Raw genomic sequence first — 12,811 nt, forward strand, 5'->3', positions numbered from 1 at the left:
ACCCCGCGAGGGGTCGGCGCTCGACAGCTGCCCTTACTTGCGGGCGTTGATCTGCTCGGTGGCGGCCGGGACGACGGTGTTCAGGTCACCGACGACGCCGAAGTCGGCCAGCTCGAAGATCGGCGCCTCGGGGTCCTTGTTGATGGCCACGATGGTCTTCGAGGTCTGCATGCCGGCGCGGTGCTGGATCGCACCGGAGATGCCGACGGCCACGTACAGCTGCGGCGAGACGGTCTTGCCGGTCTGCCCGACCTGGAAGCTGTGCGGGTAGAAGCCGGAGTCGACCGCGGCGCGGGAGGCGCCGACGGCGGCACCGAGCGAGTCGGCCAGGCCCTCGATGATCGAGAAGTTCTCGGCGCTGGCCACACCGCGGCCACCGGAGACGACGATCGAGGCCTCGGTGAGCTCGGGGCGGCTGCTCTTCTGCTCGACGACGCGCTCGACGACCCGCACCTGCTTGGCGGCGTCGCTCACCGCGACGTCCACGGTCTGCTCCGTACCGGCGGCCGGGGCCGGCTCGGCGGCGACCGAGTTGCCGCGCAGCGTGTAGATCGGGGTGCCGACGGTGACCTGCGAGTGCACGATCGTCGCGCCGGCGAACGCCACCTGGGTGGCGGTGCCGTCGGAGGCGATCTCGGTGACGTCGGTGAGGAAGCCGCTGCCGGTCTTGACGGCCAGGCGGGCGGCGATCTCCTTGCCCTCCGGCGACGAGGGGATGACGACGGCGGCGGGCGACTTCTCGCTCACCAGCTGCGCCAGCACCTCGGCCTTCGGGGCCACGAGGTAGTCGTCGATGTCGGCCGACTCGGCGACGTAGACGGTGGCGGCGCCGTACTCCGCGAGCTGGTCGCGGACGCCGGCGGCCGTGCCGGGCGCGCCGAGGACGACGGCCGACGGCTCACCGAGCGCGCGGGCCGCGGTCAGGGCCTCCAGGGTGGTCTTGCGGACACCGCCGCCGGCCGGGTTGAGCTCGGCAAGGACCAGGACCTCTGCCATGGGGTGTTCTCCTCTTCCTTCGATCCGGGCGGGGTCAGACGATCTTCTGGCCGGCGAGGAAGTCGACGAACTTCTGCGCGCCGTCGCCCTCGTCGGTCACCTTGACGCCCTCGCCCTTCGGCGGGCGGCCGGCGAAGTCGAGGACCTTGCTGGTGGCGGTGGCCAGGCCGACGCTGCCCGCGTCGACGCCCAGGTCGGCCAGGGTCTTGGTCTCGACCGGCTTCTTCTTCGCGGCCATGATCCCCTTGAACGAGGGGTAGCGCGGCTCGTTGATGGTGTCCCAGGTCGAGATGATCGCCGGGAGCGGGGCCTCGAGGGCCCAGTAGCCGCCGTCGGTCTGCCGCTCCACCTTCGCGGTGCCGCCCTCGATGGTGACCTTGCGGGCACCGGAGAGCTGCGGGATCCCGAGCCGCTCGGCGAGCAGGGCGGGCATGACCGAGAGCTGCGCGTCGGTGGCCTCCGCGCCGCACATGACCAGGTCGTACTCCAGCTGGCCCAGCGCCGCGGCGAGGACCGCGGAGGTCTGCACCGCGCACGAGCCGTGGATGGCGTCGTCGACGACGTGCACGGCCTTGTCGGCGCCCATGGACAGCGCCTTGCGGATGGCGTCGGTGGCCGACTCGGGGCCGACCGTGAGCACGGTGACCTCGCCGCCCTGCGCCTCCTTGATGGTGAGCGCCTCCTCGATGGCGTACTCATCCATCTCGTTGATGACGTTGTCGGCGGCGGCCCGGGCGACGGTGTTGTCGGCCGGGTCCAGCTTCCGCTCACTACCCGAGTCCGGGACCTGCTTGACAAGAACGACGATGTTCATCGCGCTGAACCTTCCTCAGGACGCGTTCAGGATGCGGGCACGCGGGCCCGCCTGGCTCCAAGGATGGAGGCTACTGCGGGGTAACGCCGCCGGGGCAGGAGGGGCGGGTGAGGCACGTCACGGCGGCGAGGTGGGTGGGACCGCCCACTCCCCCGTCGCGGCGAACCGCTCCAGCGTCGTCGCGTACGGCGCCAGGTCCAGCCCCTGGGCCGCCACCCAGTCGTCGGAGTAGTACGTCCGGGCGTACCGCTCCCCGCCGTCGCAGAGCAGCGTCACCACGCTCCCGCGGCGGCCGGCGGCGACCATCTCGGCGACCAGCCCGAAGGCGCCCCACAGGTTGGTCCCGGTGGATCCCCCGGCCCGTCGCCCGGTGACCCGCTCCAGGTGCCGCATCGCGGCCAGGGAGGCCGCGTCCGGCACGGCGATCATCCGGTCGACGATGGTGGGCACGAACGAGGGCTCCACCCGCGGCCGCCCGATGCCCTCGATGCGCGACGGGGTACCGGTCGTCCAGCCCGGGTCGACCGCCGCGTAGCCGGGGAAGAAGGCGGAGTTCTCCGGGTCGACGACGGCCAGCCGGGTGGGGTGCCGCCGGTAGCGCAGGTAGCGGCCGATGGTCGCGCTGGTGCCGCCGGTGCCCGCCCCGACCACGACCCACTCGGGGACCGGGTGCGGCTCGGCGGAGAGCTGCTCGAAGATCGACTCGGCGATGTTGTTGTTGCCGCGCCAGTCGGTGGCCCGCTCCGCGTAGGTGAACTGGTCGAGGTAGTGACCCCCGCACTCGGCGGCCAGCCGGCGGGCCTCCTCGTAGATGTCGGGCGCCCGGTCGACGAAGTGGCAGCGTCCGCCGTGGAACTCGATGAGCGCGACCTTCTCCGGGCTGGTGGAGCGCGGCATCACCGCGACGAACGGCAGGCCGAGCATCCGGGCGAAGTAGGCCTCGCTCACCGCCGTCGACCCGCTGGAGGCCTCGACGACCGTGCTGCCCTCGGTGATCTGGCCGGAGCAGAGCCCGTACAGGAACAGCGACCGCGCCAGCCGGTGCTTGAGGCTGCCCGTGGGGTGGGTCGACTCGTCCTTCAGGTAGAGGTCGACGCCCCACTCGGGCGGCAGCGGGTAGACCAGCAGGTGGGTGTCCGCGCTGCGCCGCGCGTCGGCCTCGACGACGGCGACCGCCCGGTCGACCCAGGCCCGGCCGCCCGGGTCGGACCGGTCGACGACGTCGTCCACGAGGGTCAGCGGCCGGAGAACTCGGCCTTGCCCGGGCCGTTCTCCAGGAACGAGCGCATGCCGTTCACCTGGTCCTCGGTGTCGAACAGCTCGGCGAACAGCCGGCTCTCCAGGTCCAGGCCGCGGTCCAGCGACAGGTCCAGCCCCTCGTCGATGGCGCGCTTGGCGGCGGCCAGGGCCAGCGGCGGCCCGGCGGCGAGCTTGCGCGCCATGGCCAGCGCGGTGTCGTACACCTCGTCGTCGGGGACGACCGCGTCGGCCAGCCCCATCTCCAGGGCCTCCTCCGCGCCCACGTGCCGGCCGGTGAAGACCAGGTCCTTGGCCCGGGCCGGGCCGACCAGCCGGGCCAGCCGCTGGGTGCCGCCGGCGCCCGGGATGACGCCCAGCAGGATCTCGGGCTGGCCGACCTTCGCGCCCGCGCCGAGCACCCGGAAGTCCGCGCACAGCGCCAGCTCGTAGCCGCCGCCGAGGGCGTAGCCGGTGACCGCGGCGATCACCGGCTTCGGGATGCGCGCCACGGCGCGGAAGGAGTTCTGCAGCTCGCGGCCCCAGGCGACCATCGACCGCCCGTCCAGCTGCGACATCGCCTTGATGTCGGCGCCCGCGGCGAAGACCCGCTCCCCGCCGTAGAGCACGACGGCGCGCACGTCGGCCCGCTCACCGGCCTCGAGCGCCACCGCCCGGACCTCCATGTGCAGCTGCTCGTCGATGGCGTTCATCTTCGGCCGGTCGAGGCGGATCGTGCCCACCCCGTCGGCCACCTGCAGGGTCACGAACTCGGGCGTCGATGCCATGGTCGGCACCTTATCGAGCGCGTCGTGCGGTGAACCGGCCGTCGGTGCGGGTCAGCTCGAGCGGCAGGCCGAAGGTGTCGGAGAGGTGCCCGTCGGTCAGCACGTCGTCGGCCACCCCGGAGGCGACCACCTCGCCCTCGCGCAGCAGCAGCGCGTGGGTGTAGCCGGGCGGGATCTCCTCGACGTGGTGGGTGACCAGCACCTGCGCGGGCGCGTAGTGGTAGCGCGCCAGGTCCGACAGGCGGGCCACGAGGTCCTCGCGCCCCCCGAGGTCCAGACCGGCGCCGGGCTCGTCGAGCAGCAGCAGCTCGGGGTCGGGCATCAGGGCGCGGGCGATCTGGGTGCGCTTGCGCTCGCCCTCGCTGAGGGTGCCGAACGGCCGGTGCGCGTACTGGGCCACGCCCCACTGCGCCATGAGCATCCCCGCCCGGGTCAGGTCGTGGACGTCGTAGCGCTCCCGCCACCGGCCGACCACGGCGTAGCCGGCCGAGACGACGACGTCACCGGTCTTCTCCGCCGGCCCGATCCGCTGGGCGAGGGAGGCGCTGGTCAGCCCGATGCGCGGCCGCAGCTCGAAGACGTCGACGGCGCCGAGCGTCTCGCCCAGCAGCCGCACCTCGCCCCGCGTCGGGTGCAGCTGCGCCGCGGCGAGCTGCAGCAGCGTGGTCTTCCCCGCCCCGTTGGGGCCGAGCACCACCCAGCGGTGGTCCTCCTCCACCGCCCAGTCGACGCCGCGGAGCAGGTGGTTCCCGCCCCGCACGACGTCGACGCCGGTCATCCGTACGACCGCCCCCGCGAGGGCGTCAGCATTCGGCACGCCCCCATCCAACCAACCCCCCGCGCCGGTCGGTGCGCCCGCTCCGGGCACGGACCAGGCACGATCGTCCGGTGACCGAACACCCAGCGGCCGGACACCTGGTCCCCGACGTGCTGCCCGGCGCACCGGCCCCCCTCGGGGCGGTGTGGGACGGCCGCGGGACGAACTTCGCGCTGTGGTCGGCCGGCGCCTCCGCCGTGGACCTGTGCCTGTTCGACCCCGACGGCACCGAGCACCGGCACCGCCTGGAGGAGACGACCCACCAGGTGTGGCACGGCCGGCTGCCGGGCGTCGGCCCGGGGCAGCGCTACGGGTACCGCGTGCACGGCGGCTACGACCCGGCCTCCGGTTCCCGCTACAACCCCGCCAAGCTGCTCCTCGACCCCTACGCGCGGGCGGTCGACGGCGAGCTGCGGCTGCACCCCGCGCTCTTCGGGCACCCCTTCGACCACCCCGACTCCCCCGTCGCCGACGACCAGGACTCCGCGCCCCACGTGCCGCGCGGCGTCGTCGTCCACGACCCCTTCCCCTGGGACGGCGACCGCCCGCTGCGGCGCTCCTGGTCGGACACCGTCATCTACGAGGTGCACGTCAAGGGCGCCACCGCCCGGCACCCCGACGTGCCGCCGCACCTGCGCGGCACCTACGCCGGCCTCGCGCACCCGGCGTTCGTCGAGCACCTGCTGTCGCTCGGGGTGACGGCGGTGGAGCTGCTGCCGGTGCACCACTTCGTCAGCGAGCCGCACCTGCTGCGCCGCGGGCTGACCAACTACTGGGGCTACAACACCCTGGGCTACTTCGCGCCGCACGCGGCCTACAGCGCCTCGGGCAGCGGCGGCCAGCAGGTCACCGAGTTCAAGACGATGGTGAAGGAACTGCACGCCGCCGGGATCGAGGTGCTCCTCGACGTCGTCTACAACCACACGGCCGAGGGCGACCACACCGGGCCGACGCTGTCGTTCAAGGGCATCGACAACCCCGGCTACTACCGGCTCGACGGCGGCAACCCCGCCCGCTACACCGACTACACCGGCTGCGGGAACACCCTCGACGTGCGCCGCCCGGCCGTCCTGGGGCTGCTCATGGACTCGCTGCGCTACTGGGTCACCGAGATGCACGTCGACGGCTTCCGCTTCGACCTCGCCTCGGCGCTGGCCCGGTCGATGCACGACGTCGACCGGCTCTCGGCCTTCTTCGACGTCGTCCACCAGGACCCGGTGGTCAGCCAGGTGAAGCTGATCGCCGAGCCGTGGGACGTCGGCCCCGGCGGCTACCAGGTGGGCAACTTCCCGCCGCCGTGGACCGAGTGGAACGGCAGGTACCGCGACACCGTGCGCGACGTCTGGGCGGGCGCGCACGTGGGCGTGCGCGACCTCGCCTACCGGCTGACCGGCTCGTCGGACCTCTACCGCTCCGACGGGCGGCGGCCGTTCGCCTCGATCAACTTCGTGACGGCGCACGACGGCTTCCCCATGGCCGACCTGGTCACCTACGAGCACAAGCGCAACGAGGCCAACGGCGAGGAGAACCGGGACGGCGAGAGCCACAACCGGAACTGGAACTGCGGCGTCGAGGGCCCCACCGACGACCCCGGGGTGACGGCGTTGCGGGCCCGCCAGGTGCGGAACATGCTCACCACGCTGCTGCTCTCCACCGGGGTGCCGATGCTCACCGCCGGTGACGAGCTGGGCCGCACGCAGGGCGGCAACAACAACGCCTACTGCCAGGACAACGAGATCTCCTGGCTGGACTGGGCGGCCGCCGACGAGGACCTGCTGGCCTTCGTCACCCGGCTGGTCCGGCTGCGCCGCGGCGCGCCCGTGCTGCGGCAGGAGGCGTTCTTCGAGGGCCACGAGCTGGCGGGCACCGGCGGCACGCGCGACCTGGCCTGGTTCGCCCCCGGCGGCGGCCAGCTGACCACCGGGGACTGGTTCGACACCGGGCTGCAGACGATCGGCATGTACCTGGACGGTCGCGGCATCCGGCACCGCGACGAGCACGGCCACCCGGTGGTCGACGACTCCTACCTGGTGCAGCTGCACGCGGGGCCCGACCCGGTGACCGTCGAGCTGCCCGGCCCGCCGTGGGCCGACGGCTACGAGCTGGTGCTCTCGACGGAGTACGCCCGCGGCACGCCGCCGGCGCTCACCTTCCTGCCGCCGGGGCCGGTGCAGCTGCCCGGCCGGTGCGTCTGGCTGCTGCGGGTCGAGCGCCGCCCCTGACGACGGAGTGCGCCGAGGCCGGGTTCCCCGGTCGGGGCCCGGCCTCAGCGCACGTCGTGGACGTCAGTCCTGCGGCTGCTCGAAGGTGATGACGGTCCAGCCGAGCAGCAGGCGGTCGCCGTCGGAGAGCGGGTGGGCCACCCCCGGCTCGAGCTGGGTCCACTCGGTGGCCTCGGGGCCGGCGACGTGGGTGCCGTTGAGCGAGCCCAGGTCGACCAGCGAGACCTCGCGGCCGTTGCGGGTCAGCGCCGCGTGGGCCGAGGAGAGCACGTTCTGGGTGTCGGCGATCGGCACCGCGCGGGCGGAACCGCTGGAGACCATCTCGTGGTTGTCGGGACGCCGCCCGAGCACGAGGTCCTCGTCGATCGTGACGACCATGCCGTCGTCGAACCGCAGGATCGGCGCGGCCTCGTTCGCCTCGGGCCGCCAGAAGGCGGTCTGCTCGCCCGACTCGGGCCGGTCCGCGGCCGCGGCGGCACCGCGGGCGGCGCCGAAACCGGAGTCCGTGCTCGCCGAGAACGACTGCGCCGGGGCCGCGGCGGGGGCGGCGGCCGCCGTCCCGGCCAGGTGCAGCGTGGCCCCGCCGCCGGGCACGGTGCCCTCGACCAGGTCGTAGCTCACCCCCGGCGGGGTGCGCGGCGCGGACTGGCCGGGGCCGACGTACAGCGACTGGCCCAGCGAGAAGCCGGTGGCGAGGCTGCCCCCGTCGATCGACGAGCCGGTGACCGGGACGCCGTCGACGGCCGGCTGGCCCTTGCCCGCCCACAGCGCGACGCCGGTGCCGGAGTCGGAGGCGAGGACGAGGGCGAACGAGGCGCCACCGGAGGCCAGGGAGCTCACCTCACCGGCCACGGCGGCCAGCACGCGGTCGGCCCCGGGACCCGACACGCCCAGGCAGGCGTGCAGGGCCGACACGAGGGCGGGCGAGCCGGGAGCGTCGACCCACAGCAGGCCGCCGCCACGGCGAGCGACGACGGCATCTCCGGGGAGGACTTCACAGCGGTCGGGCATGGCGTCCAGCCTAGTGATGCGCGAGCGTTCTGGCTGGCCGCGGGCCACCGCCACGCCGGGGCGCGACGACGTCACACGAGGTCACTGTGACCGGCGTGGCCCGAGTGCCCGCTGGTTCCCCTCAGGCCGTGCTCACCACACCGAGCTCCGCCGGGTCGGCCAGGTGCTCGGAGTGCGGGAGCACCCGCACCGTGTAGCCGAACGCACCCGTCCGCTCCAGCGGCAGCGTGGCGGTGAACCAGTGCCGCGAACCGTCGGTCTGCTCGTGGCTCATCGGCACCGTGGTCACCTCGTGCAGGCCGTCGGCGTCGTCGACCCGGCCGTAGGCCGCCTGCACCTCGACGTCGTCGGGCTGCAGCCCGGGCAGCTGCACCTCCGCGCGCAGGGCCAGGGTCGAGCCGATCTCCGGCGTGTCGCCGCCCCCGGTGGCCTCCACGTGCGCCACCCGGACGTCGTGCCAGTGGGCCAGCAGGTGCGCCCGCCAGGAGGCCTCGGTGCGCGCCGGCGCGTACCCCTCGGCCGCCATCGCCCGGGCCGAGCCCGCGGCCGGCACGTACAGGTCGCGGACGTAGTCGCGCACCATGCGGGTGGCGAGCACCCGCGGGCCGGTCTCCCGGAGCGTGTGCCGCACCATCTCGACCCACCGGCCGGGGATGCCGTCGTGGTCGGTCTCGTAGAAGCGGGGCAGCACCTGGGTCTCGAGCAGGTCGTAGATCGCCCGGGCCTCGACCTCGTCACGGCGGTCGGGGTCGGCGACGCCGTCCGCCGTCGGGATCGCCCAGCCGTTCTGGCCGTCGAACCACTCGTCCCACCACCCGTCGCGGATGGAGAGGTTCAGCCCGCCGTTGAGCGCCGCCTTCATGCCCGAGGTGCCGCACGCCTCCAGCGGGCGCAGCGGGTTGTTCAGCCAGACGTCGCAGCCCCAGTAGAGGTAGCGGGCCATGCCGATGTCGTAGCCCGGCAGGAAGGCGATGCGGTGCCGGATCTCCGGGTCGTCGGCGAAGGCGACCATCTGCTGGATGAGCTTCTTGCCGCCGTCGTCGGCCGGGTGGCTCTTGCCGGCGATGACGAGCTGGACCGGTCGCTCGGGGTCCAGCAGGAGCGCCTTGAGCCGTGCGGGGTCGCGCAGCATCAGCGTGAGCCGCTTGTAGGAGGGCACCCGCCGGGCGAAGCCGATGGTGAGCACGTCGGGGTCGAGGACCTGGTCGGTCCAGCCGACCTCGGCCGCGGTGGCCCCCCGCGAGAGCGCGGTGTCCCGGACGCGCCGGCGCACCTCGTCGACGAGGCGGGCGCGCAGCATGCGCCGGGTGCCCCACAGCTCGGCGGCCGGGATGCGGTCGACCCCGTCGAAGTGCACCTCGCCGTCGACCTCCACCGGGTCGCCCTGGCTGGAGGTCTGCGTGCCCATCTCGACCAGCTCGCGCGCGGTCCAGGTGGGGGCGTGCACCCCGTTGGTGATCGAGCCGATGGGCACGTCGCCCTCGTCGAAGCCGGGCCACAGGTCGTTGAACATGCCCCGGCTGACGTGCCCGTGCAGCCGGCTGACGCCGTTGGCCCGCTGCCCCAGGCGCAGCCCCATGTGGGCCATGTTGAACTTCGCCGGGTCGTCCTCCGCGCCCAGCGGCAGCAGCTGGTCCATCGGCACGCCGAACCCGGCGAAGTAGCGCTCGATCAGCGCCTTGGGGAACCGGTCGATGCCCGCCGGCACCGGGGTGTGCGTCGTGAACACCGTGCCCGCGCGGACGGCCTGCAGCGCCTCGGCGAAGCTCAGGCCGTGCGCCTCGCTGAGCTCGCGGATGCGCTCGACGCCCTGGAAGCCGGCGTGACCCTCGTTGGCGTGGAAGACCTCCGGCTGCGGGGTGCCGGTCGAGGAGCAGTGGGCGCGCACCGCCCGCACCCCGCCGATGCCCAGCAGCATCTCCTGCCGCAGGCGGTGGTCCTCGTCGCCGCCGTAGAGCCGGTCGGTGACCAGCCGCTCGGCGGGTGCGTTCTCCTCGATGTCGCTGTCGAGCAGGAGCAGCGAGACCCGGCCCACCTGGGCGCGCCAGACGTGGGCGTGCAGCGTGCGCCCCTCGGGCAGCGGCACGGTGATGACCACGGCCGAGCCGTCCGCCTGGCGGACCAGCTTGATCGGCAGGCCGTGCGGGTCCAGCGACGGGTAGTGCTCGAGCTGCCAGCCGTCGGCGGACAGCCCCTGGCTGAAGTAGCCGGCCCGGTAGAGCAGGCCCACCCCGATCAGCGGGACGCCGAGGTCCGAGGCCGCCTTGAGGTGGTCGCCGGCGAGGATGCCGAGCCCACCGGAGTACTGCGGCAGCACCTCCGTGATGCCGAACTCGGCGGAGAAGTAGGCGATGCTGCGCGGCGCCTCGTCGCCCAGCGACTGGTACCAGCGGGGCGTGCTGAGGTACTCCTCCAGGTCGTCGACGGCGTCGGTGAGCCGGCGGACGAAGCGGCGGTCCTTGGCCAGCGTGGCCAGCCGCTCGGCCGAGACCTCGCCGAGCACCTTGACCGGGTCGCCGCCGCAGCGGCGCCACAGGTCGGGGTCCAGCGCCTCGAAGAGATCACGGGACTCGGCGTGCCAGGACCAGCGGAGGTTCATCACCAGCTGGGACAGGGGCAGGAGCGGCTCCGGCAGAGCCGCGCGGACGGTGAACCGGCGGAGTGCTCGCACCGGGCGAGCCTAACGAGATCCGGGCCCACCGGCAGGTGCGTCGCGCACCGTCCACGGGGCGCGCCCCAGCCCGGACGGGTGACCCCCGGGAGCCGGATCGGCCGCCGAGATGCTGGTGAGGCGGCAGCTCAGTAGCGTGGTCGGCGATGACTGGCCGCGCTGATCTCCGCCTCGGCATCACCGATGTCGCCCCCGTCGTGTCCTGCGGGTCCTTCTCCGCCCGCGCCGTGATCGGTGAGCACGTCCCGATCACGGCCACCGTCTTCCGCGAGGGCCACGACGCCGTCGCGGCCAACGTCGTCTGGACGCCGCCGGGCGGCGACGAGGCGGGCGGACCCTTCCTCCGCATGGCCAAGCTGCCACCCGAGCCCGACCGGTGGCTGACCACCGTCGTGCCCGACCGCGAGGGGCTGTGGACCTTCCGTGTCGAGGCGTGGAGCGACCCTCTCTCCACCTGGCGGCACCACGTCGAGGTGAAGGTCGAGGCGGGGCAGGGCCCCGACGAGCTGGCCAACGACCTCGAGGAGGGCGCCCGGCTGCTCGACCGGGTGGCCGCCGAGGCCGAGGAGGACTGGCGCGGCCGCGTCGAGGCCGCCGCCGCCGCGCTGCGGGACACCTCGCAGGAGCTCACCGTCCGCATCGCACCCGCGCTCGCCGCCGGCCTGCAGCGCTACCTGCACGAGCACCCGGTGCGCGAGCTGGTCACCCGCTCGCAGCCCTACGAGGTGTGGGTGGACCGCAAGGAGGCGCTGTTCGGCTCCTGGTACGAGTTCTTCCCGCGGTCGGAGGGCCCCGTGGTGGCCGGGGTGCCCACCCACGGCACCTTCACCACGGCCGCCGACCGGCTGCCCGCCGTCGCCGAGATGGGCTTCGACGTCGTCTACCTGCCGCCGATCCACCCGATCGGCAGGGTGAACCGCAAGGGACCCAACTCCAGCCAGTTCCCCGGCGGCAACCCGCACGAGGTCGGCCCGGACGACGTGGGCTCGCCGTGGGCGATCGGCAGCGCCGAGGGCGGGCACGACGCGGTCCACCCGCAGCTGGGCACCATGGACGACTTCACGGCCTTCGTCGCCCGCACCCGCGAGCTGGGCATGGAGGTGGCGCTGGACTTCGCGCTGCAGGCCGCGCCGGACCACCCGTGGGTGGCCGAGCACCCGGAGTGGTTCACCACCAAGCCCGACGGCACGATCGCCTACGCGGAGAACCCGCCGAAGAAGTACCAGGACATCTACCCGGTCAACTTCGACAACGACCCCGAGGGCATCTACGCCGAGTGCCGCCGGGTCATCCAGGTGTGGGTCGACGCCGGGGTCAAGATCTTCCGCGTCGACAACCCGCACACCAAGCCGCTCAACTTCTGGCACTGGCTGATCTGGGACGTCAAGCAGAGCCACCCGGACGTGCTCTTCCTCGCTGAGGCGTTCACCCGGCCGGCGATGATGCACCAGCTCGCCCGGCTCGGCTTCACGCAGTCCTACACCTACTTCACCTGGCGCACGGGGCGCCAGGAGCTGGAGGAGTACGGCCGGGAGCTGGCGTCCAACAGCCACTACATGCGGCCGAACTTCTTCGTGAACACCCCGGACATCCTCCACGAGTCGCTGCAGTTCGGCGGCCCGCCGATGTTCAAGATCCGCGCCGTGCTCGCCTCGATGATGAGCCCGACCTGGGGCGTCTACTCCGGCTTCGAGCTGTTCGAGCACGTGGCCGTGAAGCCCGGCAGCGAGGAGTACCTCGACAGCGAGAAGTACGTGCTCCGGCCGCGCGACTGGGCCGGCGCCGAGGCCTCGGGGCGGAGCCTCGTCCCCTACCTGCGGCGGCTGAACGAGGTGCGCCGGGCCCACCCCGCGCTGCAGCAGCTGCGCACGCTGCGGTTCCACCAGGTCGACAACCCCAACCTGCTCTGCTTCTCCAAGACCGACCCGGCGTCCGACGACGCCGTCCTGGTCGTCGTGAACCTGTCCAGCCGGGACACGCAGATCGGGACGACGGCGCTGGACCTCCCGGCGCTCGGCCTGGACTGGCACGAGCGCTTCGGGGTCACCGACGAGCTGACCGGCGCCCGGTACGACTGGGGCCAGTTCAACTACGTGGAGCTCGACCCCTACCGGGAGCCGGCGCACGTGTTCGCGCTGAGCTTCCCGCGCTCCGTCCAGTTCCCCCCGCCCGTCGCCTAGCGAGATCGATCTCCGGCCCCGTCCCGGGTCCCACCCCGAGCCAGCGAGGGTGGGCCGGCGGGGTCCTCCCACCGAG

The 12,811-nt window shown here is 73.4% G+C and carries 9 protein-coding genes; 2 read left to right on the forward strand and 7 right to left on the reverse strand.

Features of this window, described 5'->3' with window-relative positions:
• Positions 1–33 precede the first annotated feature (33 nt).
• The 5 genes from E9565_RS01710 to E9565_RS01730 all read right to left on the reverse strand — a co-directional run bounded on the left by E9565_RS01710 (position 34) and on the right by E9565_RS01730 (position 4,651).
• Positions 34–996 (reverse strand): electron transfer flavoprotein subunit alpha/FixB family protein, encoded by a 963-nt coding sequence (locus tag E9565_RS01710; protein WP_236824634.1) that lies wholly within the window; start codon positions 994–996, stop codon positions 34–36.
• A gap of 34 nt (positions 997–1,030) precedes the next feature.
• A complete protein-coding gene (locus tag E9565_RS01715) occupies positions 1,031–1,810 on the reverse strand; it encodes an electron transfer flavoprotein subunit beta/FixA family protein (protein WP_236824635.1) in 780 nt (259 codons plus the stop codon).
• A gap of 117 nt (positions 1,811–1,927) precedes the next feature.
• Positions 1,928–3,040 carry a PLP-dependent cysteine synthase family protein gene (locus E9565_RS01720; RefSeq protein ID WP_236824636.1) on the reverse strand — a complete coding sequence of 371 codons (1,113 nt, stop codon included), beginning with the start codon at positions 3,038–3,040 and terminating at the stop codon, positions 1,928–1,930.
• A 5-nt stretch (positions 3,041–3,045) separates the two neighbouring features.
• A complete protein-coding gene (locus E9565_RS01725) occupies positions 3,046–3,834 on the reverse strand; it encodes an enoyl-CoA hydratase/isomerase family protein (protein ID WP_236824637.1) in 789 nt (262 codons plus the stop codon).
• Positions 3,835–3,844: 10 nt separating this feature from the next.
• Entirely contained in the window at positions 3,845–4,651 is an 807-nt protein-coding gene (locus tag E9565_RS01730; protein WP_236833423.1) for an ABC transporter ATP-binding protein, read from the reverse strand.
• Positions 4,652–4,722: 71 nt separating this feature from the next.
• Between E9565_RS01730 and glgX the strand changes: the two genes are divergently transcribed.
• Positions 4,723–6,873, forward strand: a complete 2,151-nt coding sequence (gene glgX, locus E9565_RS01735; protein ID WP_236824639.1) for a glycogen debranching protein GlgX — start codon at positions 4,723–4,725, stop codon at positions 6,871–6,873.
• 63 nt (positions 6,874–6,936) lie between these two features.
• Here the strand turns inward: glgX and E9565_RS01740 are convergent, their stop codons facing one another.
• Together E9565_RS01740 and glgP are read right to left on the reverse strand one after the other, a co-directional pair.
• Positions 6,937–7,884: an FHA domain-containing protein gene (locus tag E9565_RS01740; protein WP_236833935.1), complete on the reverse strand. Its 948-nt coding sequence runs from the start codon at positions 7,882–7,884 to the stop codon at positions 6,937–6,939.
• A 121-nt stretch (positions 7,885–8,005) separates the two neighbouring features.
• The gene (gene glgP, locus E9565_RS01745; RefSeq protein WP_236833936.1) at positions 8,006–10,555 is read right to left on the reverse strand and encodes an alpha-glucan family phosphorylase; all 2,550 of its coding nucleotides are present in this window, start codon (positions 10,553–10,555) and stop codon (positions 8,006–8,008) included.
• A 146-nt stretch (positions 10,556–10,701) separates the two neighbouring features.
• Between glgP and E9565_RS01750 the strand changes: the two genes are divergently transcribed.
• Complete coding sequence (locus E9565_RS01750; RefSeq protein WP_236833937.1) at positions 10,702–12,735, forward strand: alpha-1,4-glucan--maltose-1-phosphate maltosyltransferase; 2,034 nt, start codon at positions 10,702–10,704, stop codon at positions 12,733–12,735.
• Positions 12,736–12,811: the final 76 nt, after the last annotated feature.

This window comes from Blastococcus sp. KM273129, assembly GCF_021698995.1.
Classification (GTDB): Bacteria; Actinomycetota; Actinomycetes; order Mycobacteriales; family Geodermatophilaceae; genus Blastococcus.

Coding starts and splice junctions, on each gene's coding strand:
- E9565_RS01710 (WP_236824634.1), bottom strand. CDS start 996: ATGGCAGAGGTCCTGGTCCTTGCCGAGCTCAACCCGGCCGGCGGCGGT.
- E9565_RS01715 (WP_236824635.1), bottom strand. CDS start 1,810: ATGAACATCGTCGTTCTTGTCAAGCAGGTCCCGGACTCGGGTAGTGAG.
- E9565_RS01725 (WP_236824637.1), bottom strand. CDS start 3,834: ATGGCATCGACGCCCGAGTTCGTGACCCTGCAGGTGGCCGACGGGGTG.
- E9565_RS01740 (WP_236833935.1), bottom strand. CDS start 7,884: ATGCCCGACCGCTGTGAAGTCCTCCCCGGAGATGCCGTCGTCGCTCGC.
- E9565_RS01750 (WP_236833937.1), top strand. CDS start 10,702: ATGACTGGCCGCGCTGATCTCCGCCTCGGCATCACCGATGTCGCCCCC.